This is a genomic window from Nocardiopsis sp. CNR-923 (assembly GCF_001942255.1).
GTDB lineage: Bacteria > Actinomycetota > Actinomycetes > Streptosporangiales > Streptosporangiaceae > Nocardiopsis.
In genome coordinates, this window is the sequence record NZ_MKKC01000033.1 from 33877 (window position 1) to 49611 (window position 15735).

At 72.9% G+C, this 15735-nt stretch carries 10 protein-coding genes and 2 pseudogenes; 2 read left to right on the forward strand and 10 right to left on the reverse strand.

What is annotated here, in order from left to right; translation table 11 throughout:
* Positions 1-129 precede the first annotated feature (129 nt).
* The 8 genes and pseudogenes from rpmI to BJF83_RS02165 all read right to left on the reverse strand — a co-directional run bounded on the left by rpmI (position 130) and on the right by BJF83_RS02165 (position 9642).
* Positions 130-324, reverse strand: a complete 195-nt coding sequence (rpmI, locus tag BJF83_RS02130) for a 50S ribosomal protein L35 (protein ID WP_075924961.1) — start codon at positions 322-324, stop codon at positions 130-132.
* Positions 325-512: 188 nt separating this feature from the next.
* Positions 513-1175, reverse strand: a complete 663-nt coding sequence (gene infC, locus BJF83_RS02135) for a translation initiation factor IF-3 (RefSeq protein ID WP_083678385.1) — start codon at positions 1173-1175, stop codon at positions 513-515.
* Between the two features lie 291 nt (positions 1176-1466).
* Positions 1467-2300 (reverse strand): shikimate dehydrogenase, encoded by an 834-nt coding sequence (locus BJF83_RS02140; RefSeq protein ID WP_075924962.1) that lies wholly within the window; start codon positions 2298-2300, stop codon positions 1467-1469.
* Between the two features lie 17 nt (positions 2301-2317).
* The gene (gene mltG, locus BJF83_RS02145) at positions 2318-4180 is read right to left on the reverse strand and encodes an endolytic transglycosylase MltG (RefSeq protein ID WP_075924963.1); all 1863 of its coding nucleotides are present in this window, start codon (positions 4178-4180) and stop codon (positions 2318-2320) included.
* Positions 4181-4921: 741 nt separating this feature from the next.
* A pseudogene (gene ruvX / locus BJF83_RS02150) lies at positions 4922-5409 on the reverse strand (Holliday junction resolvase RuvX).
* A gap of 473 nt (positions 5410-5882) precedes the next feature.
* The gene (gene alaS, locus BJF83_RS02155; RefSeq protein ID WP_075924964.1) at positions 5883-8552 is read right to left on the reverse strand and encodes an alanine--tRNA ligase; all 2670 of its coding nucleotides are present in this window, start codon (positions 8550-8552) and stop codon (positions 5883-5885) included.
* 419 nt (positions 8553-8971) lie between these two features.
* Positions 8972-9253, reverse strand: a complete 282-nt coding sequence (locus BJF83_RS02160; protein ID WP_075924965.1) for a hypothetical protein — start codon at positions 9251-9253, stop codon at positions 8972-8974.
* Complete coding sequence (locus BJF83_RS02165) at positions 9250-9642, reverse strand: DUF948 domain-containing protein (RefSeq protein ID WP_075924966.1); 393 nt, start codon at positions 9640-9642, stop codon at positions 9250-9252. Before BJF83_RS02165 ends, BJF83_RS02160 begins: the two co-directional genes overlap by 4 nt.
* Before the next feature lie 374 nt (positions 9643-10016).
* Between BJF83_RS02165 and BJF83_RS02170 the strand changes: the two genes are divergently transcribed.
* A complete protein-coding gene (locus tag BJF83_RS02170; protein ID WP_075924967.1) occupies positions 10017-11579 on the forward strand; it encodes a serine/threonine-protein kinase in 1563 nt (520 codons plus the stop codon).
* Here the strand turns inward: BJF83_RS02170 and BJF83_RS02175 are convergent.
* Both BJF83_RS02175 and BJF83_RS02180 read right to left on the reverse strand, forming a co-directional pair.
* Positions 11569-12906: a replication-associated recombination protein A gene (locus tag BJF83_RS02175; protein ID WP_075925026.1), complete on the reverse strand. Its 1338-nt coding sequence runs from the start codon at positions 12904-12906 to the stop codon at positions 11569-11571. The two genes, BJF83_RS02170 and BJF83_RS02175, sit on opposite strands and share 11 nt — an antisense overlap.
* A 35-nt stretch (positions 12907-12941) precedes the next feature.
* Positions 12942-14959, reverse strand: a pseudogene (locus tag BJF83_RS02180) (SpoIIE family protein phosphatase).
* Positions 14960-15560: 601 nt separating this feature from the next.
* Between BJF83_RS02180 and BJF83_RS27755 the strand changes: the two are divergent.
* Positions 15561-15701 carry a hypothetical protein gene (locus tag BJF83_RS27755; protein WP_187347061.1) on the forward strand — a complete coding sequence of 47 codons (141 nt, stop codon included), beginning with the start codon at positions 15561-15563 and terminating at the stop codon, positions 15699-15701.
* The last annotated feature ends 34 nt before the right edge of the window (positions 15702-15735 follow it).

Consider the following 15735-nt stretch of genomic DNA (forward strand, 5'->3'; position numbering starts at 1 on the left):
CGCCGACCGGCCCGGCTTCGGCGAGCCCGGCGGCCGTGGTCGCTTCAGGTTGTTCTCCTCCGGGGCCGTCACCGCGCCGAACGCGTCGGCCGCGCGGGCACTCCCAGACGGGAGGAGAAAGGGTTCGGCCTACTTGCCGAGGAGCTTCTTGATGCTCTTGGTGTCGGCGGGAGCGAGCACGGTCTCGTTGCTCAGCTTGCGCTTGCGCTTGGAGGTCTTGTGCTCAAGGATGTGGTTCTTGTTGGCACGGCGGCGCATGATCTTGCCGGAGCCGGTGACCTTGAAACGGTCCTTGGCTCCGCTGTGGGACTTGTTCTTCGGCATGTCGCCGTCGTCTCCTACTCCGTCGGCGCGTCACCAGCGGTGGGCTGGTGACGCGGTTCTTCCGCTGCTATGGCGGGCCCCGGCGCGCCGTCCGACCGACGCTTCCGGACCGTTCGCGCACAGCCCGCCCCACCACCCGGCTTCCGCTCTCACGGCGACCGGGCGGTGGGGGACTTCCCCTGACGCCGCTACGCCTGTTCGCGCTGCTGGCGGCGGGTCCTGTCCCCCGCCGCCGCACGGGCCTCGGCCTTGTGCTCGGACCGCCGCTTGTGCGGCCCGATCACCATGACCATGTTGCGGCCGTCCTGCTTGGGCTGGGACTCGACCGTGCCAAGATCCTGGACGTCCTCGGCCAGTCGCGCCAGCAGTCGGCGGCCCAGTTCGGGCCGGGACTGCTCGCGCCCGCGGAACATGATCGTCACCTTGACCTTGTCCCCGCTCTTGAGGAACCGGACGACGTGACCCTTCTTGGTCTCGTAGTCGTGCGGATCGATCTTCGGGCGGAGCTTGATCTCCTTGATGATCGTGTTCGACTGGTTCTTGCGCGACTCGCGCGCCTTCACCGCGGACTCGTACTTGAACTTGCCGTAGTCCATCAGCTTGGCGACCGGCGGGCGGGCGGTCGGCGCGACCTCGACGAGATCGAGGTCGGACTCCTGCGCCAGACGCAGTGCGTCCTGCACGGAGACGATGCCGACCTGCTCACCGTTGGGTCCGACAAGACGGACCTCGGGCACCCGGATGCGGTCATTGATGCGGGGCTCGGCGCTGATGAGACCCCTCCCTAGCTTTCTCGGATTACCTGGGACCGGTCGTCCGCCGGGTGGAGGACGACCTGCTCGACCGGGGATCCCGAACCTTCGGGCGCTCCGGCCGCGTCGGGGCCCTCGAAACGCGAAAACCCCGCCAGCATGTGCAAGCGGGGTGATCCGACCGGTGTTCCCGATGGCGGGCACGCGGGTGCGCCGGAGCCCCGAGGGGCGCCAGGCGGGCACGGCACGTCCGACCCGTCCATCGAACCGGACCCACTCGGGCGGTGCCCGGCAGGTGGGAGGATCTTCTCCGCTTGCGGCTCCGGTATGCGCGCACACCGGACCAAGTCGATACTGCACTACTTTAGCAGGACCCGTGACCTGCTCAGGTCACGCGCCGGCGGCGGTCGCGCGGCGGGCCAGTTCCGCCTCCCCGGCCGCGCGCATGGCCTCGACCGGGACGTCCTCGACACCGGTCATCAGCCGGACCTGGGCGACCGCCTGGTGCAGGAGCATCGGGAAGCCGCCGACCACCCGGCCGCCGCGTGCGGACACCGCCCGCGCGGCGGCGGTGGGCCACGGCGCGTAGACGACGTCGAACAGGTCGGCGCGCGCGGCGGCCAGCGGTTCGGCGTACCGGTCGCACGCCCCCGAGGGCAGGGACGACACGACCAGGTCCACGTCCAGGTGGTCGCCGATCTCCGTGAGCGAGGCCACCCGGACCGGATGCCCGAGCCGCTCGGCGGCTGCGGTGACCTCGCCGGTGCGGGCGGTGTCCCGGGCCAGCACCGTGACGGGCGAGGTGAGGCCCAGGCGGCGCAGCGCCGCGAGCACCGAGGCGGCCGTGGCGCCGGCGCCCAGGACCACGGCGTCGCGCGGAGCGCCGATCCCGGCCTCGGCGAGCGCGACGGCCACGCCCTCGACGTCGGTGTTGTGGGCGTGCCAGCCGCCGTCGGCGCGGACGAGGGTGTTCGCCCCGCCGACCCGGCGCGCCAGGTCGGTGACCGCGGCGGCCAGGTCCAGCGCGCGGCGCTTGAGCGGCATCGTCAGCGACAGGCCCGCCCACTCCGGGCCGAGGCGGTCGAGGAAGGGCGCCAAGCCCTCCTCGTCGCACTCGTGCAACCCGTAGGACCAGTCGTCCAGACCCAGCGCCGTGTAGGCGGCGGTGTGCAGGACCGGTGAGAGCGAATGGGCCACCGGCGAGCCCAGGACCGCGGCGCGCACGGCACCTCCTGCCTTCCCTACCACTCGGCCTGGTTCTCGGCCACCATCTGGTCGTGCTCGGCCAGGGTCCTGGAGAAGCCGGTCTCGCCGCTCTCGGGGTCGATGAGCGCGAAGTACAGGTAGTCCTCGTCGGACGGCGCCAGCGCGGCCTCGATGGCGTCCTGCCCGGGAGCCACGTACGGTCCGGCCGGCAAACCGGTCGTGCCGTAGGTTCCGTAGCCCTGCGGGTCGGCCTCGCAGGCCGCACGCTGCTCGTCGTCGAGGAACGTGCCCTCCGCGTCGAGCACGTAGAAGCACGTGCTGTCCATCTGGAGCTGCATGCCCTGGTCCAGTCGGTTGTGGACGACCGCCGAGATGTTGGCCATGTCCTCCTTCCTTCCGGTCTCGGCCTGGACGATGGCGGCGATCGCCATGATCTCGTTGGGTTCGAGGTTGAGCTGCGCGGCCCGCTCCTCCAGGTCGGTCGCCTCGGCCACCCGGCGGAACTCGGTGACCATGGTGCGCAGCACCGCCCCGGCGTCGACCTCGGGGTCGAACCGGTAGGTCTGGGGGAACAGGTAGCCCTCGGGGCCCTGGGTCGCGTACTCGGGCAGGCCGAGCCCGTCACCGTCCTCGTAGGCCGCCTCGAAGTCGGCCAACGGGATCCCCAGGTCCGCCGAGAGTGTCTCCAGGACCCCCGGTCGGCTTTCGACGGTGTGGGCACGCAGTCCCTCGGGGACGGTCACCCGTCCGCCGAGGCGGTTCTCGGGGTCGAGTAGGTGGGCCACGGCGCTCTCCCCGCTCATCTCGACCGCCAGGGAGAACGTGCCGGGCACCAGTCCGCCCGCTCCGTCGCGCTCCGCGGCGCCGAGGGCGGCGGTGAAGGCCCGCACGCTGGCGACCACACCCGCCTCGACCAGTCGCTCCCCGACGGTGCTTCCGGAGTCCCCGTCCTCGATGACGACGATGACCTCGCCGACGCCCTCTCCGCCGTAGTCGGCGGGAACCACGTAGCGGAACGCGCCGTATCCGCCCGCCCCGACGACCAGGACGAGTGCGACGGCGGCCGCGGCCGTCGTCGTGCGGCCCCTGTTTCCACCCTTGCGTTTGCGGGCCCTGGCCCCGCCCGCCCGTTTGGCCTTCTGCGCCTGTTTGAGCTTCCTGCGACTGCTGCGGCTGCCGCCGTAGGCCTCGGCGATGTCGTTGAGGTCGGGCTCCTCGTAGCCGTCGTCCTCGTCGTCCAGCGGGTCGTCGTCGACCGTCCGGGGCTCGGGAGCGGCGTCCTCGGCCGCCGTACGCCTGCCGCGCCTGCGGCGGCCCCGGCGGTCGGCGGCCTCCACGTCACCGCGACCGCGCCGACGGCGACCGCGACGGCCGACGGGTTCACCGGCGGGCGGCGCGTCCGCGTCGTCGCCGTGCCCGTCGTCGCCGTGCGCCTCACCGGCGGCTCCGCCGTCGTGGCGGAGGTCGTCGTGAGCGTCTCCGTCCCGCGCGGACCGCCCTCCGAAGGCGGCCAGAGCGGCGGTGTCGGCCGGAACGTCGGCGAGGAAACCGCTGTCGGCGGCCTCCGCAGCGCCGGTGGCACGGCGGCGGCCGCGCCGCCCGGTGGTCTCCTCGGCCGGCCTCGCGGGGGACGGCTCCTCCTCGCCGCCGCGCCTGCGGCGGCCGCGGCGGGGCGCGTCGACCACCGGCGTGGAACCGGTGGTCGGAGCGTCGAGGGGAGCCTCTGGCGCGGCGCCGACGTCGTCCGCGGCGGGCTCGGGGGCGCGCCGACGGCCGCGGCGGCCGGCGGAGGGGTCGGCCGGCGCCTCGCGCTTGCGACGGCCGCGCCGAGGGCGGGGCTCCGGTTCCGGGTCGTCCTCCAGGAAGGAGAGCGTGGGACCGTCGTCCTCACCCCACAACGGTGACGAGGACTTGCGCTCCTCCTGGCCGGGCCGGGCCCGACGCCCGCGCCGGATGTCTCCTCGGCCGGGGCGGAGGGGTTCGTCGGGGCGGTGCTCTGGCCGCCGGGGCCGCCGAGGTCGGCGAGGGCGGCCAGCGCGTCCTGTGTGGGGTCGGCGGCGCGGCGTCGGGGCTCCGCGCCCTCAGGCGCCGGGCCTCGGCCCGTGCCGGAGCCGTCCGGACGGCCGCCGCCCGGCTCCTGGCGGCCTTCCCCGTCCGGGCCGGGGCGACGACCCGTGCCGGTCGGCGGCCGTCGTCCGCCGTCGGGCGACGGTCGGCGGCCCGCCTCGGGACGCTGGTCGCTGTTGGCGGTGGACCTCGCGGCGCGTCCGCCGCGCAGGGCGTCGGCGGCGCCGGCACGGCGCGACGGTTCGGCGGGGGGCCGGGCCTGCGGCGGCGTCCCGGTGCTGGGGATCCCGGGTTCACGGGGTCCTCGTCCGCGCCCGCGCGTGGGGCGCGGCCGGACGTGCGGGGGTCTCCCGGGGCGCGGCGGGGGTCCGCGGGCGTGCGGCGGTCACCCGCGGCGGGGCGCGCCTGGGCGCGCCCGCCGAGGTCGGTCCGCTCGCCCGAAGGGGGTTCGGGGCGGGCTCTGCGTCCGCGCGGACGCGGCTGCCCGTGGAAGGGATCGGTGAGCGGGTCGTAGTCGTCACCGCGCTCGACGCGTCCACGGGAGGGATCGTCGGGGTAGGCATCCCTGTCGTTCATGATTCTCCCTGGCTGGGGCGGACGATCTCGCCCGGGGGGTGGCCTGTTGCCCGTTCCTGGTCCAAGGTGCTCTGGAGGAGCACGGTGGCGGCCGCTGGTCGATGACCGACCGGCGGGCCCTGCCCCCCTTCGCGCCCTTCTTGGCGAAGGAGGCTCCCGAGAGCAGTTGTGACTGGGCCGTCACCGTGGTGAGGCGCTCGTCGACCAGGCGGACGGGGACGGGGTGGAGGGTTCGGGCGAGGACGGTCGCGAACTCGCGTGCCGACCGGGCGGCGGGACCCTCGTCACCGGACAGCGAGGCGGGGTAGCCCACGACGACCTCGCGCGCCCCGCGTTCCACGACGAGCTCGGCGATGCGGTGGATGTCACCCTTGCCGCGCCGCACGGTCTCCACCGGGCTGGCGAGCACGCCGCTCGGGTCGCTGACGGCGACCCCGACGCGGGCGTTACCGGGGTCGATCGCCAGGCGCACACCGTGTCTCAAGGACGTGTCTCCCCGTGAACGGGGACGGCGTGCGGGCGGGCCGTGCCGTTGACGGCGCGGCACCGCTGCTGGGAAATCCTCAACACGGTGGTCCTGTTCGTCAGCTGGATCGCGGGAAACGCCGCATGGACAGCCGCGTGATCGGCTGTGACGCGCCACAGTATGCCCGATTCGGTGACCGTGCGCAGCCTCGCGGACGGCGACCGGGAGCGGCCCGTCGTGGACCGCGGAACTCGGTGTCACCCCCATAGGCGGCGGTTCCGGGGCCCGAACGTACCGTCCGAGTGTAAGCCACCCACGTGGGATGTCCGGGCAGGCCGGTTTCCACAGGGGTGTACCACTACGTACCGCCGTGGGCCGACACGCCCCCAGTTGGGCGGAAACGCGAAGGCGGGTGGGAGGTCGGCCCCGCACCCGCCTGGCGTGTCGTGCGCCGTGGGACCGCCGTCGGCGCCCCTCGGCCGGCGCCGGTGCTAGACGGCGGCCACGCGCGCCTCCACCGCGCGCAGGGCCTCGTCGACCCTGCCCGGGTCGCTGCCGCCGCCCTGGGCGATGTCCGGCTTGCCGCCGCCACCGCCGCCGAGCGCGCGCGCCGCGACGCCGACCAGTTCGCCCGCCTTGATCCCGGCCTTCTGCGCGGCCCTGTTCGCCGCGATCACCACGACCGGGCGGTCCTTGGGGACCGAGGTCATGGCGACGACGACGGGCTCGTCCTCGCCGAGCCGGCCGCGCACGTCCAGGACGAGCTTGCGCAGGTCGTCGGCGCCGGCGCCGTCGGGCGCCGGAGTGGCGACGACGAGCGCGGAGCCGTGGCGGCGCGCGCCGTCGGCGATGGAGTTCGCGGCCTGAAGGACCTGGGCGGCGCGGAGCCGATCGATCTCCTTCTCCGCGGCGCGCAGCCGGGAGACCATGGCGTCGATCCGTTCGGGCAGCTCCTCGCGCGGCGTCTTGAGCTGTTCGGAGAGCTGGCCGACCAGGGCCGACTCCTTGGTCAGGCGCCGGAAGGCGTCGACGCCGACGGCCGCCTCGACGCGGCGTACGCCCGAGCCGACGGAGGACTCGCCGAGCAGCTTGACGATGCCCAGCTTGCCCGTGGAGGCGACGTGGGTGCCTCCGCACAGTTCGACGGAGTAGTCGCTCATCTCGACCACGCGGACGCGGTCGCCGTACTTCTCGCCGAACATGGCCAGGGCGCCCATGCCCAGCGCCTCCTCCAGGCTCTTCTCCTCGGTCTGGACGTCGATGTCTCCGGCCAGGACGTGGTTGACCTCCTCCTCGACTCCCGCCAGGCGCTCGTCGCCGAGCGCGTTGTCGGCGGTGAAGTCGAAACGCAGGTGACCGGGTCGGTTCTCCGAGCCCGCCTGGCCCGCGGAGGGGCCGAGCGCGTTGCGCAGGGCGGAGTGGATGAGGTGGGTCGCCGAGTGGGAGCGCTCGATCGCGTGGCGGCGGCCGGTGTCGATGACCGCGTGCACGGAGTCGTCCAGGACGACCTCGCCGGAACGCACGGTGCCCCGGTGCACGAACAGGCCCGGCAGCGGCTTCTGCACGTCCTCGACGTCCACCACACCGCGGCCGTCGACGGTGAGCGTGCCCTTGTCGGCGAGCTGACCGCCGCTCTCGGCGTAGAACGGAGTACGGTCCAGGATGATCTCGGCCTTCTGCCCCGCGCGCGCCACGGGCGTGCCCTCGCCGTCGACCACGATGCCGCGCACGCGCGCGTCGGCCTCGGACTCGGTGTAGCCGAGGAAGTCGGTGTCCCCCGCGTTCTCGTGCAGTCGCGCGTACAGGGAGATGTCGGCGTTGCCGAGCTTCTTGGCGCGCGCGTCGGCCTTGGCGGTGTCGCGTTGGCGCTGCATGAGTTCGCGGAACTGGGGCTCGTCGACGCTCAGGCCCTGCTCGGCCGCCATCTCCAGGGTGAGGTCGATGGGGAAGCCGTAGGTGTCGTGCAGCTGGAAGGCGTCGGCGCCGGAGAACACGTTGCCGCCCGCCGCGCGGGTGCGCTCGGCCGCCCGGCCGAACAGGGCGGTGCCCGCGCGCAGGGTGTCGGCGAAGTTGCGCTCCTCGGCGTCGATGACGCCGTGGATGACCTCCGCCTTGTCCAGCAGGTCGGGGTAGATGTCCTTCATCGCGTCGATGCTGACGTCGGTCAGTTCGTGCAGGAAGAGGGTGTCGCTCTCCCCGGAGAGCAGCCGCAGGTTGCGGACGGACCGGCGCAGGATGCGGCGCAGGACATAGCCCGCCTTCTCGTTGCCGGGCTTGACGCCGTCGCCGACGAGCATGACGGCGCTGCGGACGTGGTCGGCGACCACGCGGAGCATCACGTCGTCGTCATGGCTCCCGCCGTACCGGGTGCCGGTCAGCTCGGCGGCCCGGTTCAGGACGCGGCCGATGATGTCGGTCTCGTAGATGTTGTCGACGCCCTGGAGGACCGCGGCGAGGCGTTCGAGGCCGAGTCCGGTGTCGATGTTCTTCTTGGGCAGCTCGCCGAGGATCGGGTAGTCCTTGCCGGACCCCTCGCCCCGCTCGTACTGCATGAAGACGAGGTTCCAGATCTCGATGTAGCGGTTGTCGTCCGCCGCGGGTCCGCCCTCGGCCCCGTGCTCGGGGCCGCGGTCGTAGAAGATCTCCGAGCAGGGGCCGCAGGGTCCGGGAACGCCCATGTCCCAGTAGTTCTCCTCCTTGCCCAGGCGCTGGATGCGCTCGGGCCGCACACCGACCTCGTCGCGCCAGATCCCGGCGGCCTCGTCGTCGTCGAGGTAGACGGTCACCCACAGCTTCTCGGGGTCGATGCCGAAGCCGCCGTCCTCGACGGGGCTGGTGACCAGCTCCCACGCGAGCGGGATGGCCCGCTCCTTGAAGTAGTCGCCGAAGGAGAAGTTGCCCAGCATCTGGAAGAAGGTGGCGTGCCGGGAGGTCTTGCCGACCTCCTCGATGTCGATGGTGCGGATGCACTTCTGCACGCTGGTGGCGGTGTCCCACGGCGGGGTGCGCTGGCCCAGGAAGTAGGGCTTGAACGGGACCATGCCTGCGGGCACCAGCAGCAGGGTGGGGTCCTCGGCGATCAGGCTTGCCGAGGGCACCACGGTGTGTCCGTTCTTCTCGAAGAAACTGAGGAAGCGGCGCGCGATCTCTGCCGTCTCCATTGATGCCCTCCTGTGCTCGCCTGCGCCGCCCTGGGCGACGTGGGGGTCCCTCGGGACCGTCGTGGCGCGGTGATCTGGTGACCGGCCCATCGTAGAGGGGACCGCTCCGCCAGCGCGCGTGGTTTGCGGTGGCCGCCGGGGCCCGTGCTGATGACGACAACGGCGGCAGCCCGGTTGTTCCGAGGCTTTGGGTGTTGGTCCAAGGCTATCGCCGCCGACCACCGCACGGGCCCCGTGCGAGGAGGGCCCGCGCGGCTGGCGCCGGGGCTCCGGCCCGTGGCCGTGGGGACGGTCGCGAGGGGACCTGGGATGCACCGCGCGCCCCTCGTGGTGTGCAACCGGGACCCGGACCCCACGGTGCGCCCCCGACACCTCACGCGACGTCCCGGCGCGTCCCGGATCGCGTCGCGCGCGGCGCCTCACCGACCGGAGAGGCGCTCCGGGACGTCCCGCGGGGCGGTCAGCCGGGCCCGGCCCCTCCTCGGCGCGTACCGCGCGAGGAGTTCGCTCTCCTGGGCGCGCACCTCCTCGGCCAGGTCCTCGTTGAGTTCGCGCAGGGCCCCCCTGTACTCCGTGACCTGGACCTCGACTCGTTCGGCGAGGCCGCCGGGCGTGAGCGCGCGGCGAGCCCGGTTGACCCGGTGGACGACGTATCCGCCGAGGGCGGCCCCGGCCGCGAGGTAGAACAGTCTGCCGATCACCGGTTCTCCTTCCGCCTGCGCGAACGCACGACCGCCAGCGCCCGGCGCTGGCCCACGACCCGGCGCACCGCGTAGGTGACCGACGCCACGCGCACGAGCGGGCCGGTGAACACCGCACGGGTCAGCGCGGTCATGGTGGACACGTCCTCGGAGGTGGCCTGCACGTTGGCGGTGATCTCCTCGACCCGCTCCAGCGAGGTGTTGGTGCGTTCCACCGTGGAGGCGACGTCCTCCAGTAGCGGCGGGGTCCGTTCCCCGAGGTCCGAGACCACCGCGGTGGCCGCGTTGATGAGCTTGATGAGTTTGACGAGCGCCACGCACAGGAACGTGGCCAGCACCGCCCAGACCACCGCGGCGACGAGCGCGGCGACCTCTCCTCCGGTAAGCATGCGGGCTCCGTGAGCAGATCGGGGACGAATCGAGGGTGTGTGAACGGTCCCTCGCGCACGGGCGTCGAGGGAGGCTCCCGGGTGTGGCCGTCGACTGCGCCGGGTCGGGCCGCAGGAACCGTGCAGGGCGGCCCCGGGATGGGTCGGGGCGCCCGGTTTCGGCTGACCCTATCGCGTCCGGACACCCTTCGACCGGGCGCGCCTCGGCGAGCCCCGGGAGGAAACGGTCACGGGTCCATCACCGCTACGCTGGTGACCGGCGCGAGGGATCGACGGCCGGGCAGCCTTCCGGAAGAATCTGTACCGGGTGGGATCTTCCCCATGAAGTCCCGACACTCCGCCACACCACCCGGGCCGCACTGACAGGACCCTTGATGAGCGCTCGTCCTCCCCGAGAGATCTCCGTACTGGTACCCGCGGACCTGTCTCCCCTGTACCCGACCGACCCCGAGCGGATCGGCCCCTACCTGGTCCTGGGTCGGCTCGGCCACGGCGCCACCGGCACGGTCTACGCGGCCGTGGACGTACGCGCGGCCTCGCCCGGGGACCGTCTGCTCGCGGTGAAGACACTGGTCTGCCCGGAACTCGACCCGCCCGAGGCCTACCCCGCGCTCGCACGACGTCTGCGCGCGCTGGCCGGTGTCGACTCGACGCGCGTGGTCACGCCCCTGGCCTTCGACTCCGACGCCGAACCGCCGTGGGTGGCCCTGCCCTACGTCGCCGGGCAGCGCCTGTCGCACTACGTCTCAGCGCGGGGCGGCCTGGCCAGCGGGAAGGTGGTCGCGCTCGCGGTCGGACTGGCCGAGGCCCTGTCCGCCCTGCACGCGCGCGGTGTCGCCCACGGGTCGCTGCGCCCCAGCGACGTGGTGGTGGGACCGCACGGCGCGCAGGTGATGGAGTGCGCCGTGGTGGCCTCAGCGGAGCGCCTGCGCGCCACCGCCCCCAGCTGGACGGGCCCGGAGCGCGCGCGGGGCGGCGCGGCGACCCCGGCGGCGGACGTGTTCGCCTGGGGCTCCCTGGTCGCGTTCGCCGGGACGGGCCGCCTGCCGTTCGGTTCGGGAGAGCCGGAGGAGATCGTCGAACGCGCGGCCCGCGGGGCGTTCGACCTCGGCGGCCTGCACTCGGGCCTGCGACCGATCGTGTCCCGGGCACTGGCCCCGGACCCGGTCCGCCGGCCCACCGTGGCCGAGGCGGTCGAGGCGGTCCTCGCCGTGTGGGCGGCCGAGTGCGCGGCCCGTGAGGAGACGGAGGAGGGCGGCTCGCCCGTCTCCGACCGCGCCGAGCTGCTGCGCCAATTGGAGCACGCATGGGAGGGCGTCGAACCCCCCGCTCGGGTACCCGAGGTGGTGCGGTTGGAGGGCCGCCTGGCCCGCCACCGGCCACGCAGGGCCCTGGCCATGGCCGGGACCGGCGCGCTCGCGCTCGGCATGATCGGGGGCGGCGGGTGGTTCCTCTTCGGGCTCTTCGGCCAGGACGAGGAGGACGCCCTGGTCTCGGAGGTGGCCGAGGAGGTCTCCCCCGAACCCAGCGAGGAGGAGCCGCTGACCATGGTGGTCCGGTTCGACCCCGCCGAGCAGGAGGACCCGGTGGAGGGGCCGTGGGTGTTCACACCGGTCGACCGTGAGGACGAACCCGTGCGCGGCCGGGGCGTGCCGACCCACGACGAGTGGGCCGAGCAGTGGGACGCGTCGGGCGAGCCCCGGGAGGCGGTCGTCCGGGAGGACGCCGCGGTGCTGTGCGCCAAGTTCTGTGCCGCGCCGGACCACCTGTTCATCGACGTGGAGGGGCGCGGCACCTGGGAGCTGACGGGCTCCGACTTCATCGACTACCTGTCGTGGGGCCCGGTGATGATCGTGGAGGTCACCTTCGCGGAGGAGTCCTCCGAGGAGGACGGGCCCCGGGAGATCGTGGCGGTCACCGAGCTGTTCACGGACTGACGCCGCGCAGGACGCCCTTGATCCGCCGCAGGACCTCGCCGAAACGGCGTTCGGCGCCGTGCCCGGTCGGCCGGTAGTACTCCCGGTCGCCCAGCCCGTCGGGCGCGTGCCGTTGGGGCGCCACCCCGCCCGGGTAGTCGTGCGCGTACCGGTAGCCCTCGCCATGGCCCAATTCGGCCGCGCCTTTGTAGTGACCGTCGCGCAGGTGGGCGGGGACCGGTCCGGCGTGGCCCGCCCGCACGTCGGCGATCGCCTCGTCGATCGCGGTGATCACCGCGTTCGACTTGGGCGCGAGGCTGATGTGGATGACCGCCTGGGCGAGGTTGATCCGCGCCTCGGGCAGGCCCACCAGGTCCACGGCCTGTGCGGCTGCCACCGCGGTCCGCAGGGCGGTGGGGTCGGCCATGCCCACGTCCTCGCTGGCGTGCACGACGAGGCGGCGGGCGACGAACCGGGGGTCCTCCCCCGCCTCGATCATCCGGGCGAGGTAGTGCAGGGCCGCGTCGGGGTCGCTGCCGCGCATGCTCTTGATGAACGCGCTGACGACGTCGTAGTGCTGGTCTCCGGAGCGGTCGTAGCGGACGGCGTGCCGATCGACGGCGCGTTCGACGTGGGTGGCGGTGACGGTCACGGGCTCGGCCGCCGGCGCTCCGGCGACGAGCGCCGCGGCCTCCAGGTAGGTCAGCGAACGCCGTCCGTCGCCCCCGGCGAGGCGGACGAGGTGCTCGACGGCGTCGTCGGCGAGCACGTAGCGACCGTCCAGCCCGCGCTCGTCGGTCAGCGCCCGGTCGAGCAGGGCGCGCACGTCCGCGTCGTCCAGGGACTCCAGGGACAGGAGTAGGGACCGGGAGAGCAGGGGGCTGACCACGGAGAAGAAGGGGTTCTCCGTGGTGGCGCCGATGAAGCTGACCCAGCGGTTCTCGACCGCGGGCAGGAGGGCGTCCTGCTGGGTCTTGTTGAAACGGTGCACCTCGTCGACGAAGAGCAGCGTCCGTGTGCCGTGCATGCCCAGGCGCCTGCGCGCCTCGTCGACGACCGCGCGCACGTCCCTGACCCCGGCGTTGACCGCGGAGAGCTCGACGAAGCGGCGCTCGGTGACGTGGCTGACCACGGTGGCCAGGGTGGTCTTGCCGGTGCCCGGCGGCCCCCACAGGAAGACGGACATGGGGGCGTCGTCCTCGACGAGGCGGCGCAGCGGGCTGCCCTCACCGAGCAGGTGGCGCTGGCCCACGACCTCGTCCAGGGTGCGGGGGCGCATGCGCACGGCAAGCGGTTCCTGCCCCTTGGCGGCCTCGGCTCCGGCGTCGTCGAACAGTGTTTCGGACACCCACCCAGGGTAGGGCACCCGCTCCGGGACGCCGGTCAGTCCCGGGGTTCGTCGCCGTCGGCGTCCTCGACGTCGGTCATGCGCGTGATGAGCAGGGCGATGTCGTCCCCGCGGCCGGCGGGCGCCATCTCGGCCAGGATGTCGGCCGCCGCCTCCGGGTCCTCGCCGTGCTCGGCCAGGGCCTCCCCCACGAGGGCGAGCCCGTCCGCCATGGGCAGGTCCGAACTCTCCACGAGACCGTCCGAGCACAGCAGCAGGGCGCCGCCGGGCGGGAGCGATCGCGTGGAGACGGCGTACTCGGTGTCCGGCAGGACGCCCAGCGGCGGGCCGGTCTCCGGTTCCCAGAACTCGTAGCTGCCCTTGGTGGCCAGGACCACGGGCGGCTGTCCGGCCCATGCGGCCTGCATGACGCCGGTCTGTCGGTCCAGCACGAGGTAGCCGCAGGTGGCGAAGACGATCTCGCCGGTCTCGGTGAGCAACCGGTTGGTCTCTCCGAGGACCACGCCGGGGTCGGACTGGTTGGTGGCGTAGGCGCGGAAGGCCACGCGGATCTGCCCCATCGCGGCTGCCGCCTCGACACCGTGTCCCTGGACGTCGCCGACGAGCAGCCCGACGCGGTTGTCGGGGAGTTCGATGACGTCGTAGAAGTCGCCGCAGATCCGCCAGTCGGCGCGGGAGGGGAGGTACTTGGTGGCGATGGCCATGTCGGGGAAGCTGGCGACCTGGCGGGGCAGCATCCGGCGCTGGACGCGTCGGCGAGTTCGAGTTCGGCCTGCTGGGCCTTGATCCGCTGGAGCGCCTGTCCGGCCAGACCGGCGAAGGTGAGCATGAGGGCGCGTTCGTCGCGGCTGGCGTGGTGGGGGCGGTCCCAGGTCATCTGCCACACGCCGAGGGCGACCTTGCCGTCGCCGAAGATCGGGACGGTCGCCCAGGCCTGTCCGCTCACGTTGCGCATCAGCCCCACGGCCGCGGGGAAGCGGCTGATGATCTCGGCACGGCTCTCGAAGAAGCGGGGCTGGCGGTCCTGGATGACGGCGCCCATCGGGAAGTCGGTGTCGTCGGCCCGGCGGCCGTCGAGCCGCTCGATGTTGCCGCCGCGCGAGCGTGCGCTGGGCGAGGAACGCAGCAGCCCGTCCTGGACGTACAGTGCGGTGGCGTTCATACCGCCGAAGATCGGCAGGAACTCCTCGCTGAGCAGGTCCATGACGTCGTCGACGGTGGTGGCCGACACGAGTTTGGAGGACAGTTCGGTGACGAGGCGGCCGTGCTCGGCCTCGGTGCGGCGGCGGTCGGCCAGGCGGCGGACCAGCTGCACGTGCTCGGTGACGTCGTCGACGATGCCGACGAGCCGGTCGGGTTGCCCGGGGACGAAACGCGCCCGTACGTGCAGGGAACGTTCGTCGCCGAGCCGGTCGAAGACACGGAAGCGCTGTTCGTAGTCGCGGCCGATGAAGGCGGCCGACATCGCGTCGCGGACGCGGGCGATGTCGTCGGGGTGCACGCGCTCCAGGATGGTCTCAAGCTGGCGCTCCCCTCCCGCGAGGAGATCGCCCAGGGGTGTGGGGCCGAACAGTTCGCGCAGACGCCCGGTGGTCAGGTCCAGGCTCCAGAGCACGGAGTCGGAGCTGTCCGTGCGCAGCTCGCCCACCACCCGCAGATCGGCGTCGTTGGCGGACAGCACGTGCAGAAGCACGACCACCCGCGCGCCGGGCCGGTCGCCGTTGGAACCGGGCACGGGGCGCAGCTCGGCCTCGACGACACCGGGGCGGGCGGCCGCGGGCCCCAGTCGCAGGTGGGTGCGTTCCGCACGGCGTCCGCCGGCGACCTCGCCGTGGATCCGGGCGCCTCGGGCGGCGTCGTCACCGTCGAGGAGGTCGTACCAGGCGTGTCCGGCCAGCCCCTCGCCGTCGAGACCGACCAGCTCGGCGAAGGCCAGGTTGGCGTGCAGGATCGCGCCGTCGTCCCGGGTCAGCACCATGGGCTCCGGGGCGTGGGAGAACGCCCCCGCGAGCGCGTTCTCGGAGCCGTCGCCTGAGGCGCGTTTTCCGTTCACGTATGACTCATCCTCATGTCGTCTCGGACGTCACACCCGCGCCCGGACGCGGTACCCCCGGAACGTTCCGATTCGGGCCATTCTAGTGTCGGGGACCGTATGCCTCGGGTGGGGAGCCCACTGCCGTGCCCGCCGGTCGGCGCCTTCCCCACCCGTGTGACCTGGGGCGACACGGGACGCGGAGAGGGGGCTTGGGGCGGGGCTGAGCGGCCGACCCCACTTGAGGTGGGACTTTGACCGACCTCAGGGCGCAAATCGTTACGCTCGTGTGACTCATTGGCGCACAATGCACTCGGTCACCGATCCGACCACGAAAGCGGTGAACCCGCCGCTGCCCGCGTTCACTCCCCTGACACGGGCGAACCGCGGTTCGGAAAGGGTGATTCGCCCCCAACCGTAGGGGATGACGCGCCTATCCGCATCCGTGGCGGGGATCTGAGGTCGTCCGCAGCCAAGTCCGGCCACAATTCCCGCCTGCGAGTGATGTCCCATAATCCCGGAATGCCGCCAAGTGACCGAATGTGGCAGGTTCAAAGTCCAAGGAATCCGGGCACCCCACTTGTCAGGTTCGAAAACTCGCCGAAGCCGCAAGGACGCATTCATGTACCTGGTATGCGAGGCCGCCGTGGTGGACCTGACCGTCCACGGCACCACCTGGAACTGGACCTGTCGACTGTGCAGCCACAGCAATCCGGACGACGAGGACATCTGCTGCCAGCGCTGCGGAGCGATGAAGCGCTGACGCCACACCGCCGCGCGACGTCCGGCGGCCCCGC